Genomic DNA, 15008 nt, shown 5'->3' on the forward strand with positions numbered 1-15008 from the left:
GACGAGACGAGCCGCCATGACCGCCTCCCTTCGCGCCCTGCCCGCCACGCTCGCGCTCGCCAGCGCCGCCCTGCTGGCCGGCTGCGCCACCGGACCCGGCGTCGACGTATCGGCCGTGCGCCAGATCCCGCAGGCCGCGCCGCTGCCCGAAGGCTGGGAGCACGGCGCGTTCATGGAAGTGTTCGTGCGCAGCTACCAGGACAGCAACGGCGACGGCGTCGGCGACCTGCGCGGCCTCATGCAGCGGCTGGACTACCTGCAGGCGCTGGGCATCAAGGGCCTGTGGCTGATGCCGCTCAACGCGAGCAGCGACCACGACCACGGCTACGCAGTGACCGACTACCGCGCCATCGAGCCCGCCTACGGCACGCTGGCCGACTTCGACGAGCTCGTGCGCCAGGCCCACGCGCACGGCATCGGCATCGTCATCGACTACGTGATCAACCACAGCTCGAGCCAGAACCCGCTGTTCGTGCAGTCGGCGTCGTCGAAGTCGAATCCGTGGCGCGACTGGTACGTCTGGGAGGACGTCAAGCCGACCGGCTGGAGCATCTTCGACATCGACCCCTGGAACGCCACGCCCAACGGCGCCTACTTCAGCCAGTTCGGCGCGCCCATGCCCGACTTCAACCTGCGCAATCCGGCGGTCGTGCAATACCACCTGGACAGCCTGCGCTTCTGGCTCAACCAGAGCGTCGACGGCTTCCGCATCGACGCCGTCGGCCACCTGTTCGAGAACGGCCCGCGAGGCTGGAGCATGCAGCCCGAGAACTACCCGTTCATGGCCAAGGTGCGGCGCGAGCTGGACATCGACCACCCGCACGTGATGGTTTGCGAGTCGCCCGGCGACCCGATCGGTTTCGCGGCACCCGCGGCCTGCGGCGCGTCGTTCGCGTTCGGGCATTCCGACGCGCTGGTCAAGGCGGGGCGCGGCGACGAGAAGGCGATCCACGACGTCGCCGACTACTTCACCAAGGCGCCCGACACGATGGCCACGATGGTGTCCAACCACGACCACTTCGCCGGCAAGCGCCTGTGGGACGCGATGGGCGGCGACCCCGCGCGCGTGCGCGTGGCCGCGGCGGCCTACCTGCTGCAACCCGGCACGCCTTACGTGTACTACGGCGAGGAACTGGGCATGTCGGCGGCGGCCACCGACGACCCCGACGGCAAGCTGCGCGGTCCGATGAGCTGGTCGCCCGCGGGCGGCTTCAGCACCGGCACGCCGTACCGGCCCGCGTCGACCAACCTCGCGACGAACAACGCCGAGGCCGAACGGGCCGATCCGGACTCCATGCTCGCGTTCTACACGGCGATGCTCCGCCTGCGCAACACACATCCGTCGATCGCGCGCGGCCGCTACGTCGCGCCGCGCGTGGACGGCAGGACAATGAGCTTCCAGCGTGTCTTCGGCGACGAGCACACCGTCGTCGTCATCAACTACGGCGAGGCCGCCGGCGCCGCCAGCGTGGGCGGATTGCCGGCGAACGCCCGTCTGCAGCGCCTTTATCCGGCTTCGTCCGACGCCGTCGTTCCGGTCGGTGCCGACGGCGCGGCGACCCTGCCGGCCGCGCCGCTGTCGGTGCAGGTGTTGCTCGTGTCGCACTGACACGGCGCGGACGTTCGGCAGCAACAAGATCCGGCTTGCGCCAGCGGGCGTGCCCTCAGGGGCGCCAGCTCGACAGGTAAAGTTTTCCTAACGCCCTTCCGAGCGCCCGGAAACGGGTGCGCCGTTTGCTATGGTGTCGCGCGGTCGAGATGAGGCGCAGGGATGGGCTCGCCTGTGTTCGCACCGTTGAAAACAAGCAGACGCGTGCCGCCCTCGGGCCGGTGCGAACAAGGATCGCGATGGAACAAGAACGACAGTCCGCGGGCACGCCGCCCGCGGCTCCGAAGACCAAGCGCCGCTGGCTCGGCACCGTGATCGCCGTGCTGCTGGTGGCCGGACTCGGCGCGCTGGCCTGGCACCTCACCCACAAGCCCGCGGCCAGCGGCGCCAACGCCGGCGGCCCGCCGGGGCCGGGCGGCCCTGGCGGCGGCGGTCGCCGGGGCGGCGGCGGTCAGAACACCACCACCGTCGGCGTCGCCGCGGTCGTCCACGCCGACATCCCGATCTACGTCGACGCGCTCGGCACCGTCACGCCGTCGGCCACCGTCACCGTCACGCCGCAGGTCTCGGGCGTGCTGACCAGCGTGCCGTACCAGGAAGGCCAGATGGTCAAGGCCGGCCAGCTGCTCGCCACCATCGAGCCGCGCCCGTTCGAGCTCGCGCTGATGCAGGCGCAGGGCCAGCTGCAGAAGGACCAGGCCTCGCTGGAGGCCGCGAACGTGACGCTCAAACGCTACCAGACCTTGCTGCAGGAAGACTCGATCGCGCGCCAGGACGTCGACACCCAGGCCGCGACCGTCAAGCAGCTGCAGGGCACCGTGCTCGGCGACCAGGCCAACGTCGGCACCGCCAAGCTGAACCTGGCCTGGACGCGCATCACCGCGCCGGTCAGCGGCCGCGTGGGCCTGCGCTCGGTGGACATCGGCAACCTCGTGTCCTCGGGCACTTCCGGCGGCATCACGACGATCACCGAGCTCGCGCCGATCGACGTCGAGTTCGCGATCCCGCAGGACCGCATCCCGCAGCTGCAGGCCCGCATCGCGGCCGGCGCCATCCTGGCCGTCTCGGCGATGGACCGCACGCGCACCAACCTGCTCGACACCGGCGCCTTCCTGTCGTTGAACAACTCCTCGGACACGCAGACCGGCACGGTGCGCGCCAAGGCCCGCTTCGCCAATGCGCGCAACGCGCTCTTCCCGAGCCAGTTCGTCAACGTGCGGATCCTGCTCGACACGCTCAAGGACGCGGTGGTCGTGCCGGTCACCGCGCTGCGCCACGGCCCCAACGGCGACTTCGTCTACGTGCTCAACGACGACCGCACCGTCACGCAGGTCACCGTGGTGCAGGGCATCGCCACGGCCGACACCGTGCAGATCACCAAGGGCCTCGACGTCGGCGAGCGCGTGATCACCGAGGGCGGCGACCGCCTCAAGGACGGCGCGAAGGTGTCGCTGCCGGGCGATGCGGCCTCCGGCCCGCGCCGCGGCGCGAGCGGCGCCGCGGGCGCGTCGGGCGCGCACGGCGGACGCCACCACCGCGACGGCGGTTCCGCTGCAGACGGCGGTTCGGCCTCGGCCTCCGCGCCGGCCGATGGCGCGAGCGCGGCGCACCATCATCGCGATGGCGCCAGCGCGCCGGCCGGCGCCGGCTCGTGGGTGCCGGCGGAAGGCTCGAGCTGGCCGCAACGCCGGCGCGCGAGCGCGGTGCAGTCGTGATGGCGACGCGTGCCTTGACCGGAACGACCAACCGCGCCCGCCGATGAGCCCGTCCAAGCCCTTCATCCAGCGACCGGTCGCGACCTCGCTGCTGATGCTGGCGATCGTCCTCACGGGCATCGTCGGCTTCAGGTTCCTGCCCTTGTCGGCGCTGCCGCAGGTCGACTACCCGACGATCCAGGTGCAGACGCTCTACCCCGGCGGCAGCCCGGAGGTGATGAGCCGCACCGTCACGGCGCCGCTCGAGAAGCAGTTCGGCAACATGTCCGGCCTCGCGCGCATGGGCTCGACCAGCGCGGCGGGCGTATCGCTCGTCACGCTGCAGTTCAACCTCGGGCTGTCGCTGGACGTCGCCGAGCAGGAGGTGCAGGCCGCCATCAACGCCGGCAACTCGCTGCTGCCGGCCGACCTGCCCGCGCCGCCGGTCTACGCCAAGGTCAACCCGGCCGACGCGCCGGTGCTCACGCTGGCGGTGAGCTCGAAGTCCATGCCGCTGCCCGACGTGCAGAACCTCGTCAACACGCGGCTCGCGCAGAAGATCAGCCAGGTCTCGGGCGTGGGCCTCGTCACGCTCGCCGGCGGCCAGCGCCCGGCCATGCGCATCCAGACCGACACGCGCGCGATGGCCTCGTACGGCATCGACCTGACGGCCGTGCGCACCGCGATCACCAACGCCAACGCCAACAGCGCCAAGGGCAGCTTCGACGGCGCGTCGCGCTCGTACGCGATCAACGCCAACGACCAGCTGGTCTCGGTGGACGACTACAAGAACCTGATCGTCAGCTACAAGAACGGCGCGCCGGTGCGCCTGACCGACATCGCCCAGGTCGTCGACAGCGCCGAGAACCTGCGCCTGGCCGCCTGGGCCGACGACACCCCGGCCATCATCGTCAACGTGCAGCGCCAGCCGGGCGCCAACGTGATCCAGACGGTCGACGCGATCAAGAAGCAGCTGCCCGAGTTGCAGGCCGGACTGCCGACGGGGCTGGACGTGCGCATCCTCAGCGACCGCACCGCGGGTATCCGCGCGTCGGTGGAGCACGTGGAGTTCGAGCTCGTGCTGGCCGTGGTGCTGGTGACGCTGGTGATCTTCGCGTTCCTGCACAGCTGGCGCGCGACGGTGATCGCCAGCCTGTCGGTGCCGATCTCGCTGGTCGGCACCTGCGGCGCGATGTACCTGCTGGGGTATAGCCTGAACAACCTGAGCCTGATGTCGCTGACCATCGCCACCGGCTTCGTGGTCGACGACGCCATCGTGATGATCGAGAACATCTCGCGCTACATCGAGCACGGCGAGAAGCCGATGGCCGCGGCCATCAAGGGCGCGACGCAGATCGGTTTCACGATCGTGTCGCTGACCGTCTCGCTGATCGCGGTGCTGATCCCGCTGCTGTTCATGGGCGACGTCGTCGGCCGCCTGTTCCGCGAGTTCGCGGTCACGCTGGCGATCACGATCCTGATCTCGGCGGTGGTGTCGCTGACGCTGGTGCCGATGATGTCGGGCCGCATGCTCAAGGCGGAAGAGGCACCGCGCGGCTACGCGCTCAAGTTCAAGCAGATGTTCGACTGGATCATCGCCCGCTACGACCGCGGCCTGGTCTGGGTGCTGGACAACCAGACCACCACGCTGCTGGTCGCGCTCGGCACGTTCGCGCTGACGGTGCTGCTCTACATCGTCATCCCCAAGGGCCTGTTCCCGACGCAGGACACCGGCCAGCTGCAGGTGCGCGTGCAGAGCGCCGAGACGGTCAGCTTCTCGCGCATGTCCGAGCTGCAGCGCCAGGCGGCGCGCGCGATGCTGGAGGATCCGGCGGTCGACAACATCGCCTCCATCGTCGGTGTCGACGGCGCCAACAACACGATGCTCAACGCCGGCACCATGCTGGTCGACATCAAGCAGGGCGCCAGCGGCACGCAGGAAGAGATCATGAACCGGCTGCGCCAGCGGGCGCAGGGCGTCGCGGGCATCACGCTGTACGTGCAGCCGACGCAGGACCTGACCATCGACTCCGACACAGGCCCCACGCAGTACCGCGTGTCGATGGAGGGCGCCGACGACGCGTCGGTGGCGCTGTGGACCAACAAGCTCGTCGAGCGGCTGCGCTCCGATTCGAAGGTGCGCAACGTCGTCACCGACGTCGGCGCGACGGGCCTGGCCGTCGAGGTCGACCTCGACCGCGACACCGCCTCGCGCCTGGGCATCAGCGCCGCGACGGTCGACGACGCGCTCTACAGCGCCTACGGCCAGCGCATCGTCTCGACGATCTTCACCGAGACCAACCAGTACCGCGTGATCCTCGAGGCGCGGCCCGACCAGGCGACCACGCCCACGTCCATCGGCGACCTGCGCGTGCTCACCACCAGTGGCCAGGCGACGCCGCTGTCGGCCTTCGCATCGATCCGCACGGTGCAGTCGCCGCTGCAGGTCACGCACGTGGCGCAGTATCCCGCGACGACCGTGGGCTTCGACACGGCGGACGGCGTGTCGCTGGGCACCGCGGTCGACTCGATCCGCCAGGCCGCCAAGGACATCGCCCTGCCCTCGTCGGTCACGATGGTGCCGCTGGGCGCCGCGGGCGCGTACGAGAAGTCGCTGTCCAACCAGCTGTGGCTGATCCTCGCGGCCGTGATCTGCGTCTACATCGTGCTGGGCGTGCTCTACGAGAGCTACGTGCACCCGCTGACGATCCTGTCGACACTGCCGTCGGCCGGCGTCGGCGCGCTGCTGGCGCTGCTGATCGGCGGGCAGGATCTCGGCGTGATCGGCATCATCGGCATCATCCTGCTGATCGGCATCGTCAAGAAGAACGCGATCATGATGATCGACTTCGCCATCGACGCCGAGCGCACCGAAGGCAAGACGCCGCGCGAGGCGATCCACCAAGCGGCGCTGCTGCGCCTGCGCCCGATCCTGATGACGACCTTCGCCGCGCTGTTCGCCGCGCTGCCGCTGATGTTCGGCTGGGGCGAAGGCAAGGAGCTGCGCCATCCGCTGGGCCTGTCGATCTTCGGCGGCCTGCTGGTGAGCCAGCTGCTGACGCTGTTCACGACGCCTGTCATCTACCTGTGGTTCGACCGGCTGGGCGAGAAGGTCCGCGCCCGTTTCGGCATGGACGACGGCACCGGCGACAACGCTCCCGCGCCGCAACTCGCGCTCGAGGCGCCGCCGGTTCCCAGGCGCATCGAGTTCGATCCCGACGCGCCGCATTCTCAGCCGCAGCCCGGAGGCGGGCGATGAACCTCTCTTCCCCGTTCGTCAGGCGCCCGATCGCGACGGTGTTGCTGACCGCCGGCGTCGCGCTGGCGGGCATCGCCGGCTTCTTCGTGCTGCCGGTGTCGCCGCTGCCGCAGGTCGACTATCCGGCCATCTCGGTGTCGGCCAGCATCCCCGGCGCGAGCCCGGACGTGATGGCCAACAGCGTGGCCACGCCGCTGGAGCGCCGCCTGGCCACGATCTCGGGCGTCAACGAGATCACCTCGAGCAGCGGCGTCGGCTCCACGCGCGTGAGCATGCAGTTCGACCTCAACCGCGACATCGACGGCGCCGCGCGCGAGGTGCAGGCCGCGATCAACGCGTCGCGCGTCGACCTGCCCGCCACGCTCAAGAGCAACCCGACCTACCGCAAGGCCAACCCGTCGGACGCGCCCTGCATCATCCTGGCGCTGACGTCGAACTCGCGCACGCCGCAGCAGATCTACGACGCCGTCTCCAACATCGTGCAGCAGAAGGTGGCGCAGGTCTCCGGCGTGGGCGACGTCGAGATCGGCGGCGGCTCGCTGCCGGCGGTGCGCATCGACCTGAACACGCTCGCGCTGAACAACCTGGGCATCCCGGCCGAGGACGTGCGCGCCGCCATCCAGGCCTCCAACGCGACGCGGCCCAAGGGCAGCATCGAGGACGGCGTGCAGCGGCTGCAGATCTACACGCAGCAGCCGGGCCACACGGCCGCCGAATACAAGGACCTGACCGTCGCCTGGCGCAACGGCGCGGCGGTGAAGCTGTCCGACATCGCCAACGTCACCGACGGCCCCGAGGACGTGCGCACGCTAGGCCTGTTCAACGGCAGCCCCGCGGTGATCGTGATCGTCACGCGCCAGCCGGGCGCCAACATCATCGACACCGTCGATGGCGTGCGCGCGCTGCTGCCCGAGCTGAAGGCGCAGCTGCCCAACGACATCGAGCTGCAGGTCGCCTCCGACTCGACCAACTCGATCCGCGCCTCGCTGCACGAGGTCGAGATCACGCTGCTGATCTCGGTGGCGCTGGTCGTGCTGGTGGTCGGCGTGTTCCTGCACAGCTGGCGCGCCACGCTGGTGCCGGGCATCGCGACGGTCGTCTCGCTGCTGGGCACCTTCGGCGTGATGTACCTGCTCAACTTCAGCCTCGACAACCTCAGCCTGATGGCGCTGACGGTGGCCACGGGCTTCGTCGTCGACGACGCGATCGTCGTGCTGGAGAACACCAGCCGCCACATCGAGCAGGGCATGGACCGCTTCCAGGCCGCGCTGCTGGGCGCCAAGGAGGTGGGCTTCACGGTGCTGTCGATCAGCCTGTCGCTGATCGCCGTGTTCATCCCGCTGCTGTTCATGGGCGGGCAGCCGGGCCGCCTGTTCCGCGAGTTCGCGGTGACGCTGTCGGTGTCGGTGATGATCTCGCTGGTCGTCTCGCTCACCACCACGCCGATGATGTGCGCGTGGCTGCTCGATCGCAACACGGGCGGCGTCAAGAAGAAGCACAAGCCTGCGGGCCGCTTCACGCGCGTGACCGAGCGCGCGTTCGACGGCCTGCTGCACGCCTATGAGCGCGCGCTCGACTGGGCGCTCGATTCCAGCGTGACGGTGATGCTGGTGCTGTGCGCGGTGATCGCGCTCAACGTGTGGCTGTTCGTCGCCGTGCCCAAGGGCTTCTTCCCGCAGCAGGATTCCGGCCAGCTCAACGGCGGCATGCGCGCCGACCAGAGCATCTCGTTCGACCAGATGCAGGCCAAGCTGCGCCAGCTCGTGAACATCATCCACGCCGACCCCGACGTCGATACGGTGGTGGGTTTCACGGGCGGCTCGCGCGCGGGCGGCGGCTTCATGTTCGTCAACCTCAAGCCCAGGAGCCAGCGCAAGGACGGCGGCCAGGCCGTGATCGCGCGCCTGCGGCCGCAGCTGGCCAAGGTGACCGGCATCAGCCTGTTCCTCAACCCGGTGCAGGACCTGCGCATGGGCGGCCGCCAGACCAACTCGACCTACCAGTACACGCTCAAGAGCGACAACCAGGCCGACCTCGCGAAGTGGGCGACGCGGCTCGCCGACGCGATGAAGAACGAGGAGGCGATCACCGACATCGACACCGACCAGCAGGAAAACGGCATCGAGAGCTTCGTCACCATCGACCGCGACGCCGCCGCCCGCCAGGGCATGACGAACAAGGACGTCGACAACGCGCTCTACGACGCCTTCGGCCAGCGCCAGGTCGCGACGATCTACGACGCGCTGAACCAGTACCACGTCGTGATGGAGGCGATGCCCAAGTTCACGCAGACGCCGGTCTCGCTGAAGGACGTGCAGGTGCCGGGCAACGGCAGCAACGCGGTGGCGTCGGTCGCCGCCGCCGCGGCGTCGACGGCCGCCTCGACGCCCACCATCGCCGCCAACCCGGGCTCGCGCGACTCGTCCACGGGCGCGACCGTCAACACCAGCGCGCACGCGATGATTCCGCTGTCGACGATCGCCTCGTTCAGCGAGGACGCCGCGCGCTCCAGCGTCAACCACCAGGACGGCGAGCTCGCGACGACGGTGTCGTACAACCTGGCCGAGGGCTATTCGCTGTCGGACGCCAAGGACGCCATCGAGCACGCGTCGGCCTCCATCCACATGCCGATCAACGTGCGCGGCAGCATGCAGGGCACGGCGGCCGCGGCGCAGCAGAACCAGGGCCAGCAGCCGCTGCTGATCCTGGCCGCGCTCGTCGTGATCTACATCGTGCTGGGCGTGCTGTACGAGAGCCTGGTGCACCCGCTGACGGTGCTGTCGACGCTGCCGTCGGCCGGCGTCGGCGCGGTGCTGGCGCTGATGCTGTTCGGCATGGAGTTCTCGCTGATCGCGCTGATCGGCGTGTTCCTGCTGATCGGCATCGTCAAGAAGAACGCGATCATGATCATCGACTTCGCGCTGGAGGCCGAGCGCTCGCGCGGGATCTCGGCGCACGACGCCGTGCGCGAGGCCTGCCGCCTGCGCTTCCGTCCGATCATGATGACGACGCTGGCCGCCGCGCTCGGCGCGCTGCCGCTGGCCATCGGCTTCGGCGAGGGCTCCGAGCTGCGCCAGCCGCTGGGCATCGCCATCATCGGCGGCCTGATCGCCAGCCAGTTGCTGACGCTGCTGACCACGCCCGTGGTCTACCTGTTCCTGGACAAGTTCCGCCGGCGCAGTCCCGACGAAAAGCTGCTCAGTCGCCATGCCTCGGACGTCGAGGCCGGCGACGCGGGCCGACCTCTGCCGCCCCACGCCGCCTCCGCGGCCACAGGGAATTGACGATGACGATGGGCCCTCCCTTCTCCCGCACGCCGCCGCCCGCGCGCGCGTCCCGCGCCCCCGCGCGCCTCGCGCACGCGAGCCTCGCGCTGGCCGCCCTGCTCGCGCTCGGCGCCTGCACGGCGCTGGCGCCGAACCAGAAGTTCGACGCGCCGACCTCGGCGCAGTTCCTCGAGCCGCCGCCCGGCTGGATGGCCGCGGCGCCCGCCGACACGCTCACGCGCGGCCCGTGGTGGACGCTGTTCGACGACCCGGTGCTGACGCAGCTCGCGCCGCAGGTCGCGGTGTCGAACCAGAACGTCGCCGCGGCGGCCGCGGCCGTCGAGGAATCCTGGGCCACGGTGCGCGAGCAGCGCGCGGCGTTCTTCCCGACGCTGTCGGCGGACGTCGGCGTGACGCGCTCCGGCGTCGGCGGACGCAGCAGCTCGAGTTCCGCCAGCACAAGCAGCGGCGGCAGCACGGGCAACCGCTTCTCGGCAGGCCTCAGCGCGAGCTGGGAGCCCGACCTGTGGGGCCGCATCGCCAACACGGTGTCGGCCGCCAAGGCCAGCGCGCAGGCCAGCGAGGCGGATCTCGCCAACGCGACGCTGTCGGCGCAGGCGACCTTCGTCACCGACTACCTGTCCGTGCGCGAGGCCGATGCCGAGATCGTCACGCTCAAGACCACGATCACCGGCTACCAGCGCGCGCTGACGATCACGCAGAACCGCTACAACGCGGCGATCGCGCCCAAGAGCGACGTGCTGCAGGCGCAGACCACGCTCGCCAACGCGCAGGCCGATCTCGCGTCGCTGCAGCAGCAGCGTGCCCAGTTCTTCCACGCGATGGCGGTGCTCGCCGGCCAGCCGCCGGCCACGTTCACGCTGCCGTCCGGCGACTGGAACTCGACGACCGTGCCGGCGATTCCGGTCGGCCTGCCGTCCGACCTGCTGCAGCGCCGGCCCGACATCGCGTCGGCCGAGCGCCATGTCGAGGCGGCCAACGCCAACATCGGCGTCGCGCGCGCCGCGTACTTCCCGTCGCTGACGCTCAGCGGCAGCGCCGGCCAGGGCGCCTCGCGGCTGGGCGACCTGTTCAACGCGTCGTCGTTCGCGTGGTCGCTGGGCGCCTCGCTGGCCGAGACGATCTTCGACGGCGGCGCTCGCACGGCGCGCGTCGAGGAGGCGCAGGCCGCCTGGAAACAGAGCGTCGCGCAGTACCGGCAGACGGTGTTGACCGCGTTCTCGTCGGTGGAAGACCAGCTGTCGGCCGCCGCATCGCTGGAGCAACAGCAGGCGCTGCGCAAGGAGGCCTCGCAGGCCGCCGACCAGACCGAGCAGATCATGCAGAACCAGTACCGACAAGGTCTGGTGGCCTACACCGACGTCGTCACGGCGCAGGCGTCGGCGCTCAGCGCGCGGCGCGCGTTGATGCAGGTGACGCTGAGCCGGCAGACCGCTGCACTGCAGATGATCTCGGCGCTCGGCGGGGGTTGGTCGACGCAGGAGCTGGCGACCAGGTAGCGGAACGACGCCGCGATGCCTCAGGGCAACCGCGCCAGCTCGATCGGCGCGCGCCCGCTCGCCGCGCTGATCAGGCCCAGCACGCGCCCCGGCTCGCTGTCCAGCATGCTCCAGTCGAAGCGCCACGACCAGTTCCTGTCGCTGACCGTGCCCGGCGTGTTCATGCGGTGCGCGCTGCCCAGGCCCAGCACGTCCTGCAGCTGGAACACGGCGATGTTGGCGACCGAGTTGCAGCAGGCGCGGATCATCGCCCAGTGGATGTCGTCGCCGCCGGCGGCCAGGTAGCTGCCCGCGTACGCTCGCTCGTGCGGGCTCGCGTTGTCCCACCAGCCGCGCGCCGTGTCGTTGTCGTGCGTGCCGGTGTAGGCGATCGTGTTGGCGACGTAGTTGTGCGGCAGGAACTCGTTGCCGGCGTGGTCGCCGAAGCCGAACTGCAGGATGCGCATGCCCGGATAGCCCAGGCCGTCGCGCAGCGCGTACACGTCCGGAGTGATGAACCCGAGGTCTTCCGCCACGATGGGAAGCGGGCCGAGCGCGCGCGCGATGGCGTCGAACAGCGGCTTGCCCGGGCCGGTGCGCCACGTGCCTTCGCGCGCCGTCGGGCACGAGGCCGGGATCTCGTAGTAGCCGGCGAAGCCGCGGAAGTGGTCGATGCGGAACACGTCGGCCTGCTCCAGCGCGCGGCGCACGCGGGCCGTCCACCAGGCGAAGTCCTCCTTGGCCATGCGATCCCAGTGGTACAGCGGATTGCCCCAGCGCTGGCCGTCGACGGCCATCGCGTCGGGTGGACAGCCGGCCACGACGGTGGGCTGGAAATGCTCGTCCAGCGTGTAGAGGTCGGGCCGTGCCCAGACGTCGGCGCTGTGGTGCGCGACGAAGATCGGCAGGTCGCCCATGATGGCGACGCCGCGGTCGTTGGCGTACTTCTTGACGAGCGCGAGCTGGCCGTCGAACTGCCACTGCACGAACTGCCAGAACGCGATCTCCTCGGCGTGCTGCACGCGCGCGGCGGCAAGCGCCGACGGCACGCGGCGCTGCAGGGCGCCGTCCCATTGCCACCAGGTCTTGTAGCCGGAGCTGGTCTCCAGCGCCATGAACAGCGCGTAGTCGTCCAGCCACGACGCGTGCTTCGCGCACCAGGCCGCGAACTCGCGGCGCTCGCTCGCATCGGCCTTTGCAGCGAAGCCCCTGGCCGCGGCGCGCAGCTGCTGCAGGCGCCACGGGATGACCTTGGCGTAGTCCACCTTCAGCGCGTCGAAGCCGCCTTCGGGCAGCACCGGCTCCTCGAGCCATCCCTTGGCCACCAGCGGTTCGAGCGCCACCATCAGCGGGCTGCCCGCGAACGCCGACACGCTCTGGTACGGCGAATCGCCCGGGCCGATCGGCGCGGTCGGCAGCAGTTGCCAGATCGACTGGCCGGCGGACACGAGCCAGTCGACGAACTGGAATGCCGCGGGCCCGAAGTCGCCGATGCCGTGCGGGCCGGGCAAGGAGGTGGTGTGCAGCAGCACGCCGGCGGAGCGCTTGTGGAGATCCATGATTCAGCTCTTCGAACGAAGCACCACCAGCGAACGCGCGGGCAGGTGCAGGGATTGGGTGAGGACGGTGTCGGGGAAGATCTCCCCGTGCAGCTCGAGGCTGGAGTCCAGCGCGAGCTGCCAGAAGCCGGCGGGCAGGCGGAAGTCGAGCGCGCGATCCTCGCCGTTGAAGATCACCAGCAGCGCCGGATCGACGGGCGTGGCCGCGCTCGGCGCCGGGTCGATGCGGCAGGCGAAGGCCTGGGCCTTCTGGTCGTTCCAGTCGACCGCGCCCATCTCGTCGCCGCGCGGGCTGAGCCAGGTCAGGCGCGGCGCGCCGGCGCCCACGGCCGCGGTGGAACGCCAGTCGCCGGGGCGCAACGTGGCATGCGCGCGGCGCAGCGCGAGCACGTCGGCGGTGAAGCGCAGGAACCCGGTGTCGGCGGTCGGCCAGTCCAGCCACGTCAACGGACTGTCGTGGCAGTACGCGTTGTTGTTGCCCTGCTGGCTGTTGCCGATCTCGTCGCCGGCGCAAAGCATGGGCGTGCCCTGCGCGAGCAGCAGCGTGGCCATCATCGCGCGGCGCACGCGCGCGCGTGACGCGAGCATGCGCGCGTCGCCGGTCGGCCCCTCGACGCCGAAGTTGGCAGAGGGTTCACCGTCGCGGCCGTCGCGGTTGCCCTCGCCGTTGGCTTCGTTGTGCTTGCGGGCGTAGCTGGTGAGGTCGGCCAGCGTGTAGCCGTCGTGCACGGCGATGAAGTTGACCGACGCCAGCGGCGTGCGCTGGCCATGGTTGAACAGGTCGCTCGAGGCGGTGAAGCGGCGCGCCAGCTCGCCGCGCGGGATCGCCTGCGGCGTGCCGCTGTGCAGCCAGTAGCGCCGCACGGTGTCGCGGAACTTGTCGTTCCACTCGAGGAAGCGGCCGGGGAAGCGGCCGACCTGGTAGCCGTCCGGCGCGGCGTCCCAGGGCTCGGCGATCAGGTGCACGCGGGCGAGGATGGGATCCTGGCGCAGCGCGGTGAAGAACGGCGCGTCGGGCTGGAACCCGACCTTCGTGCGGCCCAGCACCGGTGCGAGGTCGAAGCGGAAGCCGTCAACACCCATCTCCTGCACCCAGTAGCGCAGCGAATCCAGCACGAACTGCGTCACGTGCGGATGCGCCACGTTGACGGTGTTGCCGCAGCCGGTGGAATTCTCGAAGTGGCCCGCGTCATCCGGCATCAGGCGGTACCAGCTCGCGTTGTCGATGCCGCGGAAGCTGATCGTCGGGCCTTGCTCGTTACCCTCGGGGGTATGGTTGTAGACGACATCCAGCACGACCTCGAGGCCGTGCTCGTGCAGCGTCGCGACCATCGCGCGGAACTCGGCGTTGACGGCCGACGGGTCGTCCGGCGTCGTCGCCAGGCGCGGGTCCGGGCAGAAGAAGCCCAGCGTGTTGTAGCCCCAGTAGTTGGTCAGGCCGCGGCCGCCGAGCGCCGGCTCGTCGACGTGGTACTGCACCGGCAGCAGCGACAGCGTCGTCACGCCCAGCGCCTTGAAGTGCGCGATGGACGCGGGATGCGCGAGGCCCGCGTAGGTGCCGCGCAGCTCGGGCGGCACGCCGGGCAACTGCTGGCTGAAGCCCTTGACGTGCACCTCGTACAGCACGACGTCGGCCGGATCGATTCGCGGCGCGTTGAGCCACCCGCGCGCGGGCACGCCCGCGGGCGTGACGCGCGCCTTGAGCGCGGTCGCGGCGTTGTCGCGGACGTCGAACGAGTGCGGGCCGTCCGGATGGCCCAGCTGGTAGCCATGGTGCTCGGGCCGCCACTCGAAACGTCCGACGATCTCGCGCGCGCACGGATCGAGCAGCAGCTTGTGGGCATTGAAGCGATGGCCGTTGCACGGGTCGTAGGGCCCGTGCACGCGCAGGCCGTAGACCTGGCCGGGCGCGATGCCGGGCAGGAAGCCGTTGAACACGCCGTCGTGCGGACCGTGCAGCTCATAGCGCCTCAGCTCGGTAGTGCCGGTCGCATCGAACAGGCACAGCTCGACGCGCTGTGCGTTCTGCGAGAAGACGGCGAAGTTGACGCCGCCGTCGCGTGCATGCGCGCCCATCGGCTCGCAACGCCCCGGCATCGCGGTGGCGGGAAACGAATCCATC

The 15008-nt window shown here is 70.3% G+C and carries 7 protein-coding genes; 5 read left to right on the top strand and 2 right to left on the bottom strand.

From position 1 onward, the window contains the following. Nucleotides 1-16: 16 nt before the first annotated feature. From LPC04_RS12045 to LPC04_RS12065, 5 genes are all read left to right on the top strand, one after another. A complete protein-coding gene (locus LPC04_RS12045; protein WP_275682465.1) occupies nt 17-1609 on the top strand; it encodes an alpha-amylase family glycosyl hydrolase in 1593 nt (530 codons plus the stop codon). 239 nt (nt 1610-1848) lie between these two features. Further along, nucleotides 1849-3324 (top strand): MdtA/MuxA family multidrug efflux RND transporter periplasmic adaptor subunit, encoded by a 1476-nt coding sequence (locus LPC04_RS12050; RefSeq protein ID WP_275682466.1) that lies wholly within the window; start codon nt 1849-1851, stop codon nt 3322-3324. A gap of 43 nt (nt 3325-3367) precedes the next feature. Next, complete coding sequence (locus tag LPC04_RS12055; RefSeq protein WP_275682467.1) at nt 3368-6562, top strand: efflux RND transporter permease subunit; 3195 nt, start codon at nt 3368-3370, stop codon at nt 6560-6562. After that, complete coding sequence (locus LPC04_RS12060; RefSeq protein WP_275682468.1) at nt 6559-9846, top strand: efflux RND transporter permease subunit; 3288 nt, start codon at nt 6559-6561, stop codon at nt 9844-9846. The genes LPC04_RS12055 and LPC04_RS12060 overlap by 4 nt, the downstream gene beginning before the upstream one ends. Before the next feature lie 2 nt (nt 9847-9848). Next, nucleotides 9849-11348 carry an efflux transporter outer membrane subunit gene (locus LPC04_RS12065; protein WP_275682469.1) on the top strand — a complete coding sequence of 500 codons (1500 nt, stop codon included), beginning with the start codon at nt 9849-9851 and terminating at the stop codon, nt 11346-11348. 20 nt (nt 11349-11368) lie between these two features. On the opposite strand, the gene malQ is transcribed toward LPC04_RS12065, so the two are convergent. Together malQ and glgX are read right to left on the bottom strand one after the other, a co-directional pair. Further along, nucleotides 11369-12886, bottom strand: coding sequence for a 4-alpha-glucanotransferase (gene malQ, locus LPC04_RS12070; protein ID WP_275682470.1), 1518 nt, complete (start codon nt 12884-12886; stop codon nt 11369-11371). Nucleotides 12887-12889: 3 nt separating this feature from the next. Then, nucleotides 12890-15007: a glycogen debranching protein GlgX gene (glgX, locus tag LPC04_RS12075; protein ID WP_275682471.1), complete on the bottom strand. Its 2118-nt coding sequence runs from the start codon at nt 15005-15007 to the stop codon at nt 12890-12892. Between the last annotated feature and the right edge of the window lies 1 nt (nt 15008).

This window comes from Scleromatobacter humisilvae, assembly GCF_023231945.1.
Taxonomy (GTDB): Bacteria; Pseudomonadota; Gammaproteobacteria; order Burkholderiales; family Burkholderiaceae_C; genus Scleromatobacter; species Scleromatobacter humisilvae.